The following is an 18544-nucleotide window of genomic DNA, read 5'->3' as shown; positions in this document are numbered from 1 at the left end:
GGATATTGATTGAATAATCGTTTATTAGGAGTCATTGATGCGACAACTTATCATAAGGGACTGGATGAGTTAACCCTTCATCGTTCTTTAGCTGCTGTTCCTTTTGCTGGAAGATATAGACTAATAGATTTTATTCTCTCTAATATGGTCAATTCAGGAATAGAGAGTGTGGCGATTTTTCCGAAATATCAATACCGATCTTTGATGGATCATCTAGGATCGGGGAAGAACTGGGATCTAGATAGAAAAAGAGATGGTCTTTTCTTCTTCCCATCACCGATGATTGATAGTTCAAATAGTGGGATTGGTTCATTTAATCATTTTGTCGCTAACATTGATTATTTTTATCGTAGTTCACAAGATTATGCATTAATTGCTAATTGCTATACCGTTTGTAATATTGATTTCTCACCAGTTTTACAGCGACATATTCAATCTGGCTGTGATATTACGTCAATTCAACAGCTAAATCAACCTTTAGAAATGTATTTGGTCAAAAAAGATCTTCTAATAGATATGATTCAAACTCGGAGACAAACAGGTTATACATGTATAAGTGATATTATGGCTGATATCCATCAGCCTTACACAATTTGTCATTATGAATATAAGGGGGAGGCAGTAACTATCGATTCTGTCCAATCTTATTTTCAAGCGAGCATGGAACTACTAACCCCCGATGTCTGGAGAAATTTATTTTTAAGAGATTTTCCAATTTATACAAAAGTAAAAGATGAACCGCCAACAAGATATCTAAATGGTTGTGAAGTAAAGAATTCTATTGTGGCCAACGGTTGCCAAATAGAAGGAAAAGTAGAAAATAGTATTATTGCTAGGGGTGTAAAAGTCGGTAAAAATACGATAGTAAGAAACTGTGTGATTATGCAGAAATGTGAGATTCAAGAGGGATGTGTATTAGATTCTGTTATTTTAGATAAAGATGTGAAAGTAGAAGAAGGAACCTACTTAACAGGCACACAATCGGTCCCTTTTGTTGTTAAAAAAGGGTCAATTCAAGGAGCGTTGATGAATTCGTGAAAGTATTATTTGCCGTCTCAGAATGTGTCCCTTTTATTAAATCAGGTGGATTAGCAGATGTCGCAGGTTCGTTACCGAAGGAATTAACGAAACAAGGGACGGAAGTAAGAATAATATTACCGAAGTATGGGAACATCCCTGCCTTATATAAGAATAAGACAAAAAAGATAGCCGAATTCGTAGTCGCTGTTGGCTGGCGCAATCAATATTGTGGAATTGAAGTGCTCGAGTTAAATGATATTACTTTTTATTTTGTAGATAATGAATACTATTTTAAGAGAGAACAATTATATGGTTACGATGATGATGGTGAGCGATTTGCTTATTTTAATAGAGCTGTATTAGAAGCACTGGCACAGCTCGACTATTATCCTGATATTATTCATTGCCATGATTGGCATACAGGCATGATTCCTTTTTTATTAAGAGTTCATTATCAAAAAAGAAGTGGGTATGAATTGATTAAAACAGTCTTTACGATTCATAATCTACACTTTCAAGGTGTCTTCCCTAAAGAGGCCATTCATGATTTGTTTGGGTTGGGGTTTGAGTATTATCGTGAAGATCAATTAAAGTATTATGATTGTATTAATTTTATGAAAGGTGCCATAGTAGCAGCTGATCAAATAACAACTGTAAGTCCTACGTATAGAGATGAGATTCTAACAGATTATTTTGGTGAGGGATTAAATGGTTTGTTACAGGAAAGAAAGGACCGTTTAATTGGGATATTGAATGGAATTGATGAAGACGTCTATCACCCAGAGAAAGATGCGACGATTTATCAAGCATTTCATCCAGAGCAATGGCTATTAAAGAAGGAAAACAAGGCATATTTACAAAAAATATTCGATTTAAAGATAGATCGGAATACCCCCATTGTGGCTATGATCACAAGGTTAACAACACAAAAAGGTATGGACTTAATAGAGAGAGTATTCCATGAAATGATGCAAGAAAATGTGCAATTTATTCTTATTGGCACAGGCGATGTAGCGTTTGAAAATTTCTTCAGAAGAATGGAAGCTAATTACGGGGAAAAATGTAAATGTTATATTGGGTTCAATGAAGAAGTAGCGCATCAAGTATATGCGGGTGCTGATCTATTTTTGATGCCGTCTAAGTTCGAGCCTTGTGGATTAGGTCAACTCATTGCGATGAAATATGGTGCCATTCCTATAGTAAGAGAAACAGGAGGATTGAATGATACCGTACAGTCTTATAATGAGAAGACAGGTGAGGGCTGGGGGTTCACTTTTAAAAACTTTAACGCACATGATATGCTCTATACTTATCGTCGAGCACTAGCATATTATCGGAACCAACCACTGTGGAGTCAATTAGTTATAACTGCTATGGAAAAAGATTATAGTTGGGCACAATCCGCTTTTAAATATAATCAATTATATTCAGATGTGATCTCTAGGAGTGAGAGCCATGTTTTCTAATACAGAAGAATTTAAAGAGGCATTTTTAAAGAAGCTAGAGATGACATGCGGAAAAAGCTTTGCTGATAGCACAGAAAAAGATCATTACTATACATTGGGCTTATTAATACGTGAGTATGTAAGTACGGAATGGATTAATACCAATGAGCGTTACAGGATAGACCAAGTAAAGCAGGTTTATTATTTGTCGATAGAGTTTTTATTAGGTCGACTACTTCGAAACAACTTATTAAATTTAGGGATAGAGCAAGTGGTGTCTGCTGGGTTGCAAGATTTAGGTATCGAATTAAGCTCTTTAGAGGAAGTAGAATCAGATGCAGGATTAGGTAATGGAGGTTTAGGTCGATTAGCAGCCTGTTTCCTTGACTCATTAGCTTCTCTTAATTTGCCTGGCCATGGTTGTGGGATTAGATACAAGCACGGGTTATTCGAACAAAAAGTGGTTGATGGATATCAAGTAGAACTACCCGATCAATGGTTAAGGAATGGTCATGTCTGGGAAGTGAGAAAGGCAGATTTATCAGTTGAAATTCCGTTTTGGGGAGAAGTAGATATACGTGAAGAAAATGGCAGACAAGTGTTTCAACACATCCATGCTGAAAGAGTAACTGCAGTACCATATGATATGCCAGTCGTCGGGTATCATACTGAAACGATTAATACACTTAGGTTATGGAGTGCAGAGCCAGTCCGTTATCCTACCAATCAAGATGTCTTAAAATATAAAAAAGAGACTGAAGCAATATCTGAGTTTTTATATCCTGATGATACGCAAGATGAAGGCAAGATACTGAGGTTAAAACAACAATATTTTTTAGTTCGTGCAAGTCTTCAGTCGATCATACGCTCATTTAAACGACAGCATAAGGATATGAAGGAATTCCATCAATATATTAGTATTCATATTAATGATACGCATCCAGTATTAGCGATTCCAGAATTAATGAGGATATTAATTGATGAAGAAAAGCTTGGTTGGGATGATGCCTGGGAAGTAACTACACAAACAATCTCTTACACTAATCATACGACCTTATCTGAAGCACTGGAAAAATGGCCAGTTCGCATTTTCCAACCGTTATTACCAAGAATGTATATGATTGTCAATGAGATCAATGAACGGTTCTGTGCCAAGCTTTGGGAAAAGTATCCTGGCAAATGGCAGCATATCGAAAACATGGCGATTATTGCTCATGACCAAGTAAAAATGGCTCATTTGGCTATTGTAGGTAGCCATAGTGTAAACGGAGTGGCTGCACTCCATACCGAGATATTAAAATATCGAGAAATGCATTCATTTTATCAGTTTTTTCCTAAGAAGTTTAATAATAAAACAAATGGCATTACGCATCGTAGCTGGTTACTTAAATCTAATCAGTCGCTTGCTGATTTAATAACAGAAAAGTTGGGAGCGGAATGGATTCGTGATCCAGAGCAAATGGCATTATTATTAAAATATGAAAATGATACAGACTTGTTAACGAGACTTGCTGATATTAAACACGCAAATAAAGAAAATCTTGCCCATCGTATTTTTACCCAAACAGGAATAAAAATTGATACCCATTCCATATTCGATATTCAAGTAAAGAGATTACATGCATATAAGAGACAACTATTAAATATTTTTCATGTCATGTATTTATATAATCGAATCAAAGAAGATGAGAGTTTTAAAATGCACCCCCGTACATTCATTTTTGGTGCGAAAGCTTCTCCAGGATATTATTTTGCTAAGAAGGTAATAAAGCTTATTAATACTGTTGCTAAAAAGGTAAATCATGATCCTAAAACAAATGAATACCTTAAGGTGATTTTCCTTGAGAACTATCGGGTATCACTGGCAGAGGATGTTTTTCCTGCAGCAGACATTAGTGAGCAAATTTCGACGGCAAGTAAAGAGGCGTCTGGAACTGGAAATATGAAATTCATGATGAATGGTGCGATTACTGTTGGAACGATGGATGGTGCTAATGTTGAAATTCATGAGCGCGTAGGTGATGAGAATATTTTTATCTTCGGTTTACGCTCTGATGAGGTCAATCATTATTATGCTCATGGTGGCTATCAAGCGACTGAATATTATCATCATGATCATCGAATTCGGCAAGTAATGGACCAGTTAAGAAATGGTTTCTTTCCTGATGTATTTGATGAATTTGAACCCATTTATGATTCTCTAATTATGGAAAATGACCAATATTTTGTTTTACGTGATTTCTCTAGCTATGTTCATATTCAGGAAAAAGCGGGGTACGCTTATGAAAAACAGGAGAAATGGCGGAAAATGAGCCTTAACAATATCGCTAAATCGGGTTTCTTTTCCAGCGACCGAACAATTAATGAATATGCTCAAGGGATATGGGGGATTAAATAGATAAAAAAAGCAGGGGTGCAGTTCATACACACTTCTGCTTTTTATTTATGTTGGAACGTATAAGCGCTATATTATAAATGCTAGAGAAAACGGAGGGAGTCTCTATATTTATTCAATCAACCGCATTTGTTCCTCAATCAAAATAAGCTGGGTCTGTTAAACGTAATAGGGGCATTGTGCAACAGCGGAAGGCACCACCGGATTTTATGATTTCAGAAATATCTACTTCGATTACTTCGAAGCCTCTTTGACTTAGAGCTCGATTTACTTGTGTATTGATTGGTTGTGAGAATACTTGTCTATTACCTACAGAAAGGACATTTGTTCCTAGTGTGAACTGTTCTTCCTTAGAGACCTCAATAATGTCATATCTTGAATATAAATATTCTTCTACTTTTTTATCCATTTGTCCTGGATATAGGAGTGCTTCTGTAGGAGATAGCACGTTAAAGATACAGTCTAAATGTAAAAAGGATTTAGTAAATGGTACTGGTAATACTTTCATATGTGGTAATTTAGATTGTAAATATTGAATACCAATCGTATCGGAACGGTCACTTTGTCCAATATAAACGGTATCTTGATCGATAATGACATCTCCACCTTCAACATGACCATGTTTTATATTGTTATAAGATACATTATGGGATTTTAACCACTCTTGTAAAATATCTTCTTCACCATGTCTTATTTTTGTTGCCATCGCAGCGATAAATACAGTGTCCCCAAGGGTGAAACCAATGTCACGCGTAAACACTTGTTCAGGATAGTTTTTACCTGGAGGTAAAAGTACGACCTCAATCCCTAAATCTTTTAATTTTGCAACGAATTGTTGATGCTGAATGATGGCTTGCTCCACATTAAAGCCTTTATCAGAATACCTTCTTTGTGTTTCATTGATTTGATTCTCAATATTCATGTAGGTTGGTTCGCATAATACGACAGTTTTTAAACGACCATACTCGGTACTACATTGTGCTTTATACTGACTATCCAGCATCTTTCATCCTCCTTACAATCTTTAGTGAGATTTCGTCCTTTGTATCTATTCCTATTTAGCATCTTACATGGGTGAATTCAGGATGTATTAAGTTTTCATCTTGATTATTAGGTAGTTTCACTGCAGCTTTTCTTATAATATGACCTAGTTCAAATACTTTAGTCGCTTTCTAGATGTGCCGTTGTTGGTTAAAATAAGTGAAAAATTGCGATAATTATTCATTTATTTTATCATCTTATGGTACGCTAAGCAGAGATTGAATGCTAAAAAAGTAGGAAAAAGCGCCTTATAAGTAAAAGGCGCTTAGCAAAGTGCTACTGATTTTATAGAATATATCCGATTAATAATCCTATAGAAAGTAGTAATCCAAATACAGTGTTTGTTTGGGCAGTATTTTTCATTGCTGGGACCATCTCATATGCAATCGTCTTGCCTTTAAAGCCTTTAATGGCATTGATTGGTTTTGGTGCACTTAGTACCACGAGTGCAAGCCATGGTGAAACAACTTGCATTACAATTAAAATAAATACCCATATATAAGAAACGATAAACATGGTTGCTAATAATTTTACGGCTTTTGGACGTCCGATTAAAATAGCTAATGTTTTTCGACCAAATTCCTTGTCCCCATCTAAGTCTCGAATATTATTAGAGAGCATAATACCTCCAACTAATAAAAGACTAGGAATGGCCACAAGAACACTTGTCGTAGTTACTGTGCCAGTTTGAATAAAAAATGAGATCAAAATAAGTAACATACCCATAACAAAACCAGAAATAATTTCACCAAAAGGTGTATAGGCAATTGGTAATGGCCCACCTGTGTATAAATAGCCAATAGCCATACCTAGAAGTCCAACAGCTGCTAACCACCAACTGCTATTCATGCAAATATAAATCCCTATCAAGATGGAAGCGCCGTATAACCCTAAAGCGGAGTTAAGCACAACATGTGGTTTAATCCCTTCTCTAACAATTGCTCCACCAATCCCTACAGACTCAGCTGTGTCATTGCCGCGTTTGAAGTCATAATATTCATTGAACATATTCGTTGCAATTTGAAGGAAAAGACTAGCAACCATCATGGCGATAAAAAGTCCGGCATCTAACGACGTTTCATAAATAGCCAATGCGCTACCTAGTAGTACAGGAACAAAGGCAGCTGTTAATGTATGTGGACGTGTTAATTGCCACCAGATTTGCCATTTCTTCTTCGTAGAATGTGGCGTGTTTATATTAGGTTGTGTTTGCACTTTTTAGTACCTCCAATTAAGTCAAATAAAACAAATCACTTTCTTAAGTTTAGGTAATGTCCTATTAAGTGTCAATTGAATTTTGAAAGAAGCGAAGGAGGATATTTCCTACTAAAGAACGAACAGTGCTTATTTTACTCAAAATAATATATAATAAGGAAGTGTATTGATTGGAATGATTGACAGCATTTAAGCAAGAGGTGTATCTTTAATGAATGAAGAATAGCAGCTGACTGTAGCTGTTATTGGAGGGATTTTTTTGTTTACTTTACAGCACACAGAATTTAAAGAAGGGTTTATTAAAGCGTTATCGAAAGCACAACGAACGAACCATGATATTTTATTTAGTGAGGTTTGTGAGATAGATTGCATAGACCCTTTAGCTTTTTTTGGAGCAGGAAAAAAGACAGAACTAGGTGATCGGTTTTTTTGGACAGGTTCTGATAATGAGGTTGTAATAACTGGTGTTGGTATTAACTATTTATTTCAATCGGATCAGACTACTGACCGCTTTTTTTATGTGCAAAAAAAGTGGCAGTCATTGCTTGATGATGCAATAATCCATAATTCATACTCAATCGACGCGATTGGTCCAACATTATTTGGTGGATTCACTTTCGATCCTCTGAAAGAAAAGACCAAATTATGGAGTCAATATAAGCATACAGATTTTCATCTACCGCAATATATGTGTACTATTACTGGTGGTCGTGCTTTTTTAACAACGAATATGCTTGTTCATCCACACGATAGAGAAGAACGTATTGAGTATATGTTAGAGGAACGTAGGCAATTATTACAAAATGCTAAAGTATTACCTACGGGGATAAATAACAAGGTGATTGCCCAACATGAGGTGGCGTCTAGAGAATGGAAGAAAGCTGTCGCACAAGTAGTAGATGAGATGAAAAAAAACGTTATACAAAAAGTTGTTTTGGCGAGAGAAACGAGACTTACTTTTGCTCATCCTGTACAAATTGAAAGCGTCCTACAAAATCTTTTAGACAAGCAAAAAAACAGCTTTATCTTTGCCTTTGAGTCGGGGTCCGATTGTTTTATTGGAGCGACACCAGAACGGTTAGTGAAAAAACAAGGTCATACGCTTTATACGACTTGTTTAGCGGGCTCAATGAAAAGAGGAGAGACAAAGGAAGAGGATGATGTTCTCGGGAAAGAATTATTACAAGATGAAAAAAATCTCCAAGAGCATCAATACGTTGTAGATATGATTCGTCAAGCGATGGAAATGGTAGGTACAGAAGTCGAATTACCTGAGGGTCCGCAACTTTTAAAATTAAGAGATATTCAACATCTTTATACACCAGTTATTGCAGCAGCTAGTAAGGAAGGGTCGCTCTTGGCAATTATAGAAAAACTGCACCCAACACCAGCTCTAGGTGGAGTTCCGACAGAAAAAGCTATAGAAGTCATTAGGGGTTTAGAGATTTTGGACAGAGGGTTATATGGTAGTCCAATTGGCTGGCTTGATTACCAAGGCAATGGCGATTTTGCAGTGGCATTGCGATCAGGATTAATACAAGGTAATGAGGCTTCGATCTTTGCTGGATGTGGTGTTGTGAAAGATTCTGAAGTTGAAAGTGAATTTCAGGAAACGAAAATTAAGTTTAGACCAATGTTATCAGCGCTTGGAGGGGAACTGAAATGAGCCATCAACAGGCTTTAACTAAATACATTGCGGCTTTCATTTCTGAACTAGTAAAAAATGGCGTAGAAGATGTGGTCGTCAGTCCTGGATCTCGTTCTACGCCCATGGCTATGGTAATGGCTGAGCACCCAGATCTTCAAGTCCATATCCATGTTGATGAACGTTCGGCAGCTTTCTTTGCTCTTGGAATAGCCAAAGGGACAAAACGTCCAGTCGCCATTTTATGTACTTCGGGTACAGCAGCAGCAAATTACTATCCTGCGATAATCGAAGCGTTTTACTCTCGAGTACCTCTACTTGTCTTTACTGCAGACCGCCCTCATGAACTAAGAGATATAGGCGCGCCACAAGCTATCGATCAAATTCAAATGTACGGAAAACATGTCAAATGGTTTGCAGAAATGGCACCACCTGAAAATGGGCCTTCGATGATTAATTATGTCCGTACGGCTGCTGTAAGAGCAGTTGCTACTGCGAAGAGGAATCCAGAAGGTCCTGTTCATATGAACTTTCCGTTTAGGGAACCGCTTATCCCTGACCTAAACGATCCGGAGATTTTCCTTAGCTCTTCTAGAGAACAAAAGTATATGACAGTGTCACCATCTATTTTAACAGTGGATGATGCCCAATTTGATACTATTGCACAAACTGTTTCAACACATAATAAAGGAATGATTATCTGCGGACCTATGGATGATGCGGACCTTTCACATAAGATTGTTGAACTTGGAAAGGCACTACAATTTCCGATTATTGCTGATCCACTTTCACAATTACGCAGTGGATGCCATGAACAAAGCCAAATCATTGATGCATATGATGCCATTTTGAAAAGTGAGACAGCGAAAGTTGAGTTGCAACCTGAGTTAATCATTCGTTTTGGCGCGATGCCAGTATCGAAACCGTTGCTACTGTTTATGAAGCAGTATCCAGAAACGCGTCAATTAATTGTCGATGGTGGAGGAGGCTTTAGAGATCCCTCATTGTTATCAACAGATATGATATATTGTGATGAGAAACAATTTTGTGAAGAACTGATTCTTCGTGCCAATACTTTTGCTATTAATGAGAATGGCTATCTTACTTTATGGCAGGACGTTAATGAAGTGGCAAAAAAAGAAATGGTAAAAGTATTGGAGATTGAACAACTCAATGAGGGAAAGATATTTGCCCAATTAGGTCAGTTACTGCCTGAAGAGTCTACGATTTTCGTTGGGAATAGCATGCCCATTCGGGATTTAGATAGCTTTTATTTTATTAATAACAAATCTATGAGGATTTTAGGTAATAGAGGAGCAAATGGTATTGACGGTACAATTTCCACAGCGCTAGGCGTGGCAATGTATACACAACCACTTTATCTAATTGTTGGAGATTTAACCTTTTTCCACGACTTGAATGGGTTGATTGTTAGTAAACTATACCATATTCCTATTACGATTATTGTTATTAATAATAATGGCGGAGGGATTTTCTCTTTCTTACCACAATCAGAACACCCGAAGCATTTTGAATTATTATTTGGTACGCCATTGAACATTGATTTCTCACACAGTGTAACAATGTTTGGTGGAGATTATATAAAGGTGGAAGACTGGCAGCAGTTCTCGGAAGCAATTGCGACGGAGACATCTCATTTAAAGGTAATTGAGGTTATGACCAATAGAGAAAATAATGTAAAAGAGCATCGGAATTTGTGGGAATCTGTTTCCCGGGAAATAGATAAGAGAATAAAGGACGAAGAGTAATGGACTTTTTCTACAAAAACGTGAAATATCATGTCGAAACTTTCGGTCATGGAGAACCAATCATGGCACTTCATGGATTTACAGGTAATAGCAGCGGTTGGCAATTTTATTCAGAAATAATATCTGATCGAACAATCATTGCACCGGATATTATTGGTCACGGACAGTCAGAATCACCGGATGATATTTCTCATTATCAAATTGAAGAGCAAGCGGCTATGCTAGCACATTTAATAAACCTTATGAAAATAAGTAAAGTTGATGTAATTGGTTATTCAATGGGTGGGCGATTAGCCATTACCTTTGCTCTGCTTTTTCCAGAAAAGGTCCATCGCCTGATCCTTGAGAGTACAACACCAGGAATTGAATCTATTGAAGATAGAGAAATACGTATTAAAAATGATAAGAAAATCTGTCAATTGATTAAAGATAAAGAAATAGAGGGATTTGTGAATTATTGGGAAAACATTCCTTTGTTCGCAAGTCAAAAGAAATTAACAGCACATAAGAGAGAGCTGGTACGTACGCAACGTCTGAGAAATAGCCCCCAAGGGTTAATAAACAGTCTTATTGGGATGGGTACTGGTGCGCAACCTAATTGGTGGACAGCGATAGCTGAGCTTCAGATGCCAGTCCTTATTTTGACCGGTTCAATCGATCAAAAGTTTTGTACGATTGGTGAAGAAATGTCTATGCGTATTCAACGTGCTACACATCAAACGATTGAAAAATCAGGCCATACCGTTCACCTTGAAAAACCTTTACAGTATGTAGATGAAATAGAGAAATTTTTATTGGAAACATCAACCTATTAGAAGAAAATGATGAAAAAAGGTGTGTTTTTCGTCAATTATTGCTAAAATATGATAGGAAGCACTATTAAAATTACAAAATGAGTTAGTAATATAGAAGGAGGACTTCGAAATGTCAGCAGTAGAATGGGTAGCAGGCCGTAAATATGAAGAAATTCTATATGAAACATATAACGGTATTGCTAAAATTACAATTAACCGTCCGCACGTACATAATGCATTCACTCCGAAAACTGTAATGGAATTAATGGATGCATTTGCATACGCACGAGATGATTCTAATGTAGGTGTAATCGTTCTTACAGGAGCAGGGGATAAAGCTTTCTGTTCTGGTGGGGACCAAAAAGTCCGAGGACATGGCGGATATGTTGGAGATGACCAGATTCCTCGTTTGAACGTACTGGACTTACAACGATTAATTCGTGTCATTCCTAAACCTGTTATTGCAATGGTAAAAGGTTATGCTATTGGTGGTGGACATGTTCTTCACGTTGTTTGTGATTTAACAATTGCTGCAGATAATGCTGTATTTGGTCAAACAGGTCCTAAAGTTGGAAGCTTTGATGCTGGTTACGGTTCTGGTTACTTGGCACGTCTTGTAGGCCACAAGAAAGCGCGTGAGATTTGGTTCTTATGCCGTCAATATAACGCACAAGAAGCTTTAGATATGGGACTAGTTAATACAGTAGTGCCACTTGAAAAAGTAGAAGAGGAAACGATTCAATGGTGTGAAGAAATTCTATCAAAAAGTCCAACTGCGATTCGTTTCTTAAAAGCTGCATTTAATGCAGATACTGATGGTCTAGCAGGCCTTCAACAGTTTGCTGGAGATGCAACACTTCTTTACTATACTTCTGATGAAGCAAAAGAAGGAAGAGACGCATTTAAAGAAAAACGTGATCCGGACTTTGGACAATTCCCACGTTTCCCTTAATGAAATGATAAAATGAGCAGCTTGATGGGATAACCATCAAGCTGTTTTGCCATTGTTTCTTTTTAGGATTCGTTGTGACTATATTAAAGAAGGTGTCTGTTTTGTCTAATCAAGAGATGCAAAATTTTATTTATAAAAGGTTTCTATCTACACCGAAAAGAGAAGCATTTTATTACGAAGGAAAAAGTTATACTTTTGAAACCGTTTATCATGAGGCATATCGGTGGGCTGGTATCTTATCAGCTAAAGGAGTAAAGCAATCACAATTCGTGGGTGTACTGCTTAAGAACAATCTTCAATCGGTTTTCGTTTTATTCGCTTTGCAACTTCTTGGCGTTAAAGCGGTAATATTGAATAGTAGATTAACGAGTAAAGAAATCATTTGGCAACTACAGGATTCAGGGTCTGTTTTTTTTATAACTGAAGATGCTTTTAAAAAAGTTAGAGCTGATGTTGAAATGGAAGTATCATCCCTTCGTTTACTTGTGAAAGAGAAAATCATGGTTGATGATTTCGAGGAGCCTATGATAGTAAGTGAAGTCCAATTAGATCATATTTGCACAATTATGTACACGTCAGGCACGACAGGTCATCCAAAAGGTGTGATGCAAACTTACGGTAATCACTTATGGAGTGCTGTTGGCTCAAGTTTGAACCTTGGATTAAGGGATGATGATGTATGGTTATGTGCTGTCCCGTTATTTCATATAAGCGGTTTCTCCATTCTTATGAGAGGACTCATATATGGTCATAAGATTGTACTACTTGATAGTTTTGATGCGGATAAAACGATAACACTGATTCGTGAGCAAAAAGTGACCATTATGTCTGCAGTCAGTACGATGTTGAAAAAAATGGTAGAACGTTTGCAACAGCAGCCGTTGCACGATTCATTTCGCTGTATGTTACTTGGAGGGGGACCGGCATCGCGTGCACTATTAGAAGATTCCGTTTCTTGTGGTATTCCGGTTTATCAAACATATGGGATGACAGAGACATCCTCACAAATCGTAACATTATCACCTGAGGATAGTATTAAAAAGTTAGGTTCGGCTGGTAAAGCCTTATTTCCTTCTCAAGTAAAGATATGTCGAGAGACTGGTGAAGTGGCAGAGGCGAATGAATCTGGTGAAATTTTTGTTAAAGGGCCGAATGTAACAAGTGGTTATTTAGGAAAAGATGAGGCAACTGCTGAAAAAATTCAACAAGGTTGGTTAGCAACAGGGGATATAGGCCTTCTAGATGAAGATGGCTTTCTTTATGTGCTTGACCGTCGCTCTGATTTGATTATTTCAGGTGGAGAAAATGTGTATCCTGCTGAGGTAGAAGGAATTGTTGCAGCACATCCAGCTGTTGATGATACAGGTGTGATAGGTATGAAAGATTCCACATGGGGAGAAGTGCCGGTAGCATTTGTTGTAATTAAGAAAGACGCAGAAGTTTCTCATAAAGAGCTCGAGGAATATTGCCAAGAAAAATTAGCGAAGTACAAAATTCCGAAGAGATTCTTTATTGTCGATCAAATTCCAAGAAACGCTGCTAAAAAAATCTTGCGAAGAGAACTAAGAAAAATGGTACAAGCATTTTAAAGGAGAAAATCCGAACGATTGTTCGGATTTTCTAATGAGATGACTTTATTAATTTCTTCAAATAAGCTATCTGTCCTATATGGTAAGCGTTGTGTGAAGTGACATTGGCAATGATTGCCCACCAATGGGCTGTAACAGGAAATCCTTCGACATATTGATCCAATAATTCATTGGTTGTTAGGAGTTTTTGCCAGTGTTGTAACTTAACTAAGAGTGAAGCTTTTAAATCTGAAAAGTTTTTTCCCTTAGGAACGAAAAAGCTCCAATCGTTATTTTCGATTCGTTGAACTGTCCCAACATTATTTTCTTTAAAGCGAATATGCCAAACTTCATTCCAGTAAATGAGATGTTGTGTAATTTCGGCTATGCTATGACTTTTATCGTTTGGCTTCATAAACGCTTCTTCTTCACTAATTTCATCAACCGTTTGCAAGAAGGGGGTATACCAACTAGGATCGTCTGCATTTGCGGCTAACTGATCTAATAATACTTCTATCGCCTCAGCCATTCATCTTCCTCCTAATGAATTTTCACTTTATGCAAAAGCTATTATTCGTTTATGGACAAAATATAAGCCGTTTCTTTGCCAAAATGATGTCCACTATTAATGAAGCCCACCGCTTTAAACAGAGCAATACTAGCATGATTTTCACGATGAATACCTGCAATAATAAGTGGTTTTCTAGCTAACTGTTTCATTTCTGTCACGATAAGTTTTAATGCTTGCTTGGCATATCCCTTTTGTTGATGACTATCACAAATCATAATACGATAAATCCAATACCCATTCAGTTCTTCTAGCTGACGATTATACATAACAAAGCCAATGATTTGCTGATTTACTGTAATCGCATAGGTTTGTAAAGTTGGTTCAAACTGTTGTTGAATGATAGAGGTAGCATTACTTTCCACAAATTTACTCTGCTCTGTTGTAACATGTAATGATGCAACTTCGTACCAATTCTCTTTTGTGATTGCAGTTAAATGAATTTCACTCATAACGTGCACTCTTTTTCTTATTCGTTGTTTTCATACGTTTCTTTTCTTGTTTCGCACGGCGTTTCTCGAGCATGATTAACTCTCGTTCTAGTTTAAAGTAGCTGCTAAGCCTCTTCTCAGTTATTTTTCCTTCATCAATTGCTTGTTGTACGGCACATCCCACTTCTTTATGATGAGAGCAGTTTCTAAATTTACATTGCTCACTTAGTGCTTGAATATCTGTAAAGCTCTCCCCTATATTTATATCATCTTCCCAAAGTTGAAATTCACGCATACCTGGTGTATCGACGATATATCCGTCACCTAATTGAATTAATTCCCTATGGGTTGTGGTGTGACGACCTTTCTGATCATCTTCACGAATATTGCCCACCTTCATCCGTTCCTCATTCGTTAGTAAGTTAATAAGTGTAGATTTCCCCACACCAGATGATCCCACAAATGTACCAGTTTTGCCTCCAATTAAGTAATCTTTAATGACCTCTACAGATTCAGGTTGAAACATACTAACCATTGTGAAGTCGACGCCAAGTAGTAATAATTGATCCAAAATCCATCCTTTATCTTCACAAAGATCAGCTTTTGTTAAGACAATAATAGGTAAAGCTCCAGAATGTTGTGCTGCAACTAAATAGCGCTCGATTCTTGCTATATTAAAATCTTCGTTCATGCTTGTAACAATGAATAAATAATCAATGTTAGTAGCGATAATTTGTTCCTTCACAGCAACTCCGGCAGTTTTTCTTGAAAACTTGCTCTTTCGTGGTAAAACTTCTTTGATCATTGCTTTATCTTCATTTGGTAATTGGTGAAACACAACCCAATCACCAACCGCTGGATAGTCTGCCTCATGTTGAACTTGAAAGTGATAGTTGCCAGGGAGGCTAGCGGGTAAAAAGGTTTGCTCTTTTGTCAATATTTTGTACATATGGTTATAGGCGATAGCAATTCGCCCGATGAGTTGTTTTTCATGCTTTTTTTTCAAATTCTTTTCCTCCATTTTTGTGATAAATAAAAAACCTTATGACCCGCAATTAAAGGATCATAAGGTTTATCCGCACATAAATGAAAGAAATGAATAATAGGGTATTAACCTATTTCCAATGAGCATGATAAATATGAAAACTTTAATTGCTTCGGTATGAAAAAGTCAATTAGATTCATCATGCTCACCTACTTTCAATATTTAGTAGCTTTAGTATATAATGCTATTTGAAAAATAGCAATAATTATTTTTTTTAGAAAAAGGAAGGCGCCTTTATATGTACGAAAATTACATATAAAAGCGTCTATAGGCTATTACTTATTGAGGTTCAAATGTTTTACAGTCAGTTTCCTTGCTCGTAGATGCCTGGTCTCGATGGCTGACTACATAAATTTGATCAGCACCACATAGATTGCCTTTTTCCCAGAAAGTACAATTATTGACTTCACACAATACATCTTTTGCCATCATTTTCACTTCCTTTTAGAAAAATCTTCAGATGGGTTTCACCATCATCACTATTCTTACCATAATTGGCTGATGATATAATCATAAGTTTTTTCAAAAAAAGGGAGAGTAAACTAATTATCGCTAACTCAGATATAGGTAGTTACATGCTTTATTAGTCCGAAACCTAATACAATTTCCTCTTAAAGAAAAAATAAGAACCAAAGCATTTATTTGCTCTGGTCCTACTATTAGTTAGTTTAAACCTTTTTCCAGGTTATCAATATTTCTTTCCATTAATGTAAAATAGTTTTCTCCTTCATTAATATCTGCTTCAGTTAAGACAGCAAGATTATGAAGCTGTAAGCTCTCGGCACCGATTTCAGATTGAACGATTTCAGTTAATTTAGAGCTAACATTTTGTTCGAAATAAATCGTGTCTAAGGTATTTTCATTTGCTGTTTGAATAATATTTTGCAATTGTTTTTGGGAGGGTTCACTAGATGTGCTAAGCCCGGCCACACTTATTTGTTCTAATCCATAACGCGATTCCCAATAACCATAGGCTGCATGAGAAACGATGAATTTGTTTTTATCTGCATTTTCAACCATTGAAGTAAAGTTATCATTTAATTCATTAAGTTCTTCATTTAGTTTATCAAAGTTTGCAGTAAATTCTTCTTCATGCTCTGGAAGGGCAGTAATTAATTGTGTTTGGATTTCCTCTGCTAATTGCTGTCCGTATACTGGATCAATCCAAACATGGGGGTCAACATCGCCATGATCGTGACCATCATGACTATGACCATCATGTTCATGATCATGATCATCGTGTTCGTGCTGCTCTGTTTTTTCTATTGCAAGATGTTCCCCAGCGGCAACCATTTTAACGCCCTCATTACTTAAGATATCTTTCGCTTGATCAACAAATCCTTCTAAACCAAGGCCCAAATAGATAAATAAATCAGAATCGGCCATTTTAATCATGTCCTTTTGTGAAGGTTCGTAAGTATGTTCATCAGAACCGGGAGGGTAAACAGTTTTTACATCAACAAGGTCTCCACCGATTCTTTCTGTGAAATATTGTAATGGGTAGACTGTAGTATAAACAGTTAAAACTTCTTCTGATGATTGTGTTGTCTCCTTGTCACTCGCTGTTGAATTTGAGCATGCAGCAAGGATGAAAATAAAAGGAATAAGTAAAATAGATAATTTCTTCATATGTTTCTCCCCTTAATGTATCAAATCGTATTTATTACGATTTATTTTTCATATTAATACGTAACCGTTCCGATTCACATATGTAATCATACAAAAACTAAATCGAAAAATCAAGTATAAAATTTGTTAAAATGGATACTATTTTGTATCATAAAAGAAGAGCAAGCGATTTAACACATATTTAACAATATACGTAGTGGAGATGAAAATAATGAGTCTTTTACAAGAGGTATTAGCATTTAATAAGGAGTTTGTGGAAACAGAGCAATATCGTGAATATGCCACAACGAAATATCCAAACAAACGAATGGTTATTTTAACATGTATGGATACAAGATTGGTGGAACTATTACCGAAAGCATTAAATGTAAAAAATGGTGATATAAAAATCGTCAAAACAGCAGGGGCACTTGTGAGTCATCCATTTGGCAGTATTATGAGAAGTATTCTCGTTGCGCTGTATCAATTAAAAGCAGACGAGGTGTTAGTTATCGGTCACCATGATTGTGGGATGAGTGGCATGAATGCCAATGCAATGATTGAAAATATGAAGGAAAGAGGCATTTCAGAAGAAACAATTTCTACTTTGAATTATTCCGGTATTGATATTGAGAGCTGGTTAGAAGGCTTTAATAAAGTAGAGGACAGTGTCGCACATAGTGTAGATATGATTAAGAACCACCCGCTGATTCCAGCAGTACCAGTACATGGTCTTGTCATCGATCCTAGTACGGGCAAACTGGACTTAGTCGTGGATGGATATGAGAAGAAATAAGTTATTTGCTTTGTTTGCGAGTTGGCCATTCTTCGGGCACGAAATCAACCCCACCAGGATGGAATGGGTGACATTTTAAGATTCTTTTAATAGTTAAATATCCGCCCTTTATTGCACCAAATCGTTTAACTGCCTCTAATCCGTAATTGGAACAAGTAGGGTAAAAACGACAAGTAGGTGGCTTGATGGGTGAAATGGCTACTTGATAGAATTTAAAAAATCCAAGCATGATTTTTTGTAACATATGGACCT

17 protein-coding genes are annotated in these 18544 nt (G+C 36.7%); 9 read left to right on the top strand and 8 right to left on the bottom strand.

What is annotated here, in order from left to right:
* Positions 1-9 precede the first annotated feature (9 nt).
* Genes MKX67_RS18070 through MKX67_RS18060 form a run of 3 tightly spaced genes read left to right on the top strand, consistent with a single transcriptional unit; the run spans position 10 to position 4863 of the window.
* The gene (locus tag MKX67_RS18070) at positions 10-1038 is read left to right on the top strand and encodes a sugar phosphate nucleotidyltransferase (RefSeq protein ID WP_095372137.1); all 1029 of its coding nucleotides are present in this window, start codon (positions 10-12) and stop codon (positions 1036-1038) included.
* Positions 1035-2486 (top strand): glycogen synthase GlgA, encoded by a 1452-nt coding sequence (glgA, locus tag MKX67_RS18065; RefSeq protein ID WP_307316614.1) that lies wholly within the window; start codon positions 1035-1037, stop codon positions 2484-2486. The genes MKX67_RS18070 and glgA overlap by 4 nt, the downstream gene beginning before the upstream one ends.
* Positions 2476-4863 carry a glycogen/starch/alpha-glucan phosphorylase gene (locus MKX67_RS18060; protein ID WP_322910389.1) on the top strand — a complete coding sequence of 796 codons (2388 nt, stop codon included), beginning with the start codon at positions 2476-2478 and terminating at the stop codon, positions 4861-4863. Before glgA ends, MKX67_RS18060 begins: the two co-directional genes overlap by 11 nt.
* A gap of 133 nt (positions 4864-4996) precedes the next feature.
* Here MKX67_RS18060 and MKX67_RS18055 read toward each other — a convergent pair whose 3' ends face one another.
* A complete protein-coding gene (locus MKX67_RS18055; RefSeq protein WP_180316942.1) occupies positions 4997-5863 on the bottom strand; it encodes an arginine deiminase family protein in 867 nt (288 codons plus the stop codon).
* Positions 5864-6186: 323 nt separating this feature from the next.
* Positions 6187-7116 (bottom strand): 1,4-dihydroxy-2-naphthoate polyprenyltransferase, encoded by a 930-nt coding sequence (locus MKX67_RS18050; RefSeq protein WP_095372140.1) that lies wholly within the window; start codon positions 7114-7116, stop codon positions 6187-6189.
* A gap of 259 nt (positions 7117-7375) precedes the next feature.
* On the opposite strand from MKX67_RS18050, the gene MKX67_RS18045 reads away from it, so the two are divergent.
* The 5 genes from MKX67_RS18045 to MKX67_RS18025 all read left to right on the top strand — a co-directional run bounded on the left by MKX67_RS18045 (position 7376) and on the right by MKX67_RS18025 (position 13865).
* Positions 7376-8782 (top strand): isochorismate synthase, encoded by a 1407-nt coding sequence (locus tag MKX67_RS18045; protein ID WP_095372141.1) that lies wholly within the window; start codon positions 7376-7378, stop codon positions 8780-8782.
* Complete coding sequence (gene menD, locus MKX67_RS18040; protein ID WP_342488516.1) at positions 8779-10530, top strand: 2-succinyl-5-enolpyruvyl-6-hydroxy-3-cyclohexene-1-carboxylic-acid synthase; 1752 nt, start codon at positions 8779-8781, stop codon at positions 10528-10530. Before MKX67_RS18045 ends, menD begins: the two co-directional genes overlap by 4 nt.
* Entirely contained in the window at positions 10530-11345 is an 816-nt protein-coding gene (gene menH / locus MKX67_RS18035; RefSeq protein ID WP_095372143.1) for a 2-succinyl-6-hydroxy-2,4-cyclohexadiene-1-carboxylate synthase, read from the top strand. Before menD ends, menH begins: the two co-directional genes overlap by 1 nt.
* A gap of 109 nt (positions 11346-11454) precedes the next feature.
* Positions 11455-12276 carry a 1,4-dihydroxy-2-naphthoyl-CoA synthase gene (gene menB, locus MKX67_RS18030; RefSeq protein ID WP_095372144.1) on the top strand — a complete coding sequence of 274 codons (822 nt, stop codon included), beginning with the start codon at positions 11455-11457 and terminating at the stop codon, positions 12274-12276.
* A gap of 101 nt (positions 12277-12377) precedes the next feature.
* On the top strand, positions 12378-13865 hold the full coding sequence (locus MKX67_RS18025) for an o-succinylbenzoate--CoA ligase (protein WP_341097775.1): 1488 nt from the start codon (positions 12378-12380) through the stop codon (positions 13863-13865).
* Positions 13866-13896: 31 nt separating this feature from the next.
* Here the strand turns inward: MKX67_RS18025 and MKX67_RS18020 are convergent, their stop codons facing one another.
* From MKX67_RS18020 to MKX67_RS18000, 5 genes are all read right to left on the bottom strand, one after another.
* The gene (locus MKX67_RS18020; protein WP_340976119.1) at positions 13897-14373 is read right to left on the bottom strand and encodes a DinB family protein; all 477 of its coding nucleotides are present in this window, start codon (positions 14371-14373) and stop codon (positions 13897-13899) included.
* A gap of 41 nt (positions 14374-14414) precedes the next feature.
* Positions 14415-14864, bottom strand: a complete 450-nt coding sequence (locus MKX67_RS18015; protein WP_095372147.1) for a GNAT family N-acetyltransferase — start codon at positions 14862-14864, stop codon at positions 14415-14417.
* A complete protein-coding gene (gene rsgA / locus MKX67_RS18010; protein WP_341057102.1) occupies positions 14857-15849 on the bottom strand; it encodes a ribosome small subunit-dependent GTPase A in 993 nt (330 codons plus the stop codon). Before rsgA ends, MKX67_RS18015 begins: the two co-directional genes overlap by 8 nt.
* A 318-nt stretch (positions 15850-16167) precedes the next feature.
* Positions 16168-16317, bottom strand: coding sequence for a DUF1540 domain-containing protein (locus tag MKX67_RS18005; RefSeq protein ID WP_095372149.1), 150 nt, complete (start codon positions 16315-16317; stop codon positions 16168-16170).
* 234 nt (positions 16318-16551) lie between these two features.
* Positions 16552-17517, bottom strand: coding sequence for a zinc ABC transporter substrate-binding protein (locus MKX67_RS18000; RefSeq protein ID WP_342488515.1), 966 nt, complete (start codon positions 17515-17517; stop codon positions 16552-16554).
* Between the two features lie 211 nt (positions 17518-17728).
* On the opposite strand from MKX67_RS18000, the gene MKX67_RS17995 reads away from it, so the two are divergent.
* Positions 17729-18292: a carbonic anhydrase gene (locus MKX67_RS17995; RefSeq protein ID WP_095372151.1), complete on the top strand. Its 564-nt coding sequence runs from the start codon at positions 17729-17731 to the stop codon at positions 18290-18292.
* Between the two features lies 1 nt (position 18293).
* Here MKX67_RS17995 and yidD read toward each other — a convergent pair whose 3' ends face one another.
* Positions 18294-18536, bottom strand: a complete 243-nt coding sequence (yidD, locus tag MKX67_RS17990) for a membrane protein insertion efficiency factor YidD (RefSeq protein WP_095372152.1) — start codon at positions 18534-18536, stop codon at positions 18294-18296.
* Positions 18537-18544 lie beyond the last annotated feature (8 nt).

Source organism: Cytobacillus sp. FSL W7-1323, assembly GCF_038595015.1.
Lineage (GTDB): Bacteria > Bacillota > Bacilli > Bacillales > Cytobacillaceae > Cytobacillus > Cytobacillus kochii.
This window is presented reverse-complemented; position numbering and strand designations above follow the sequence as displayed.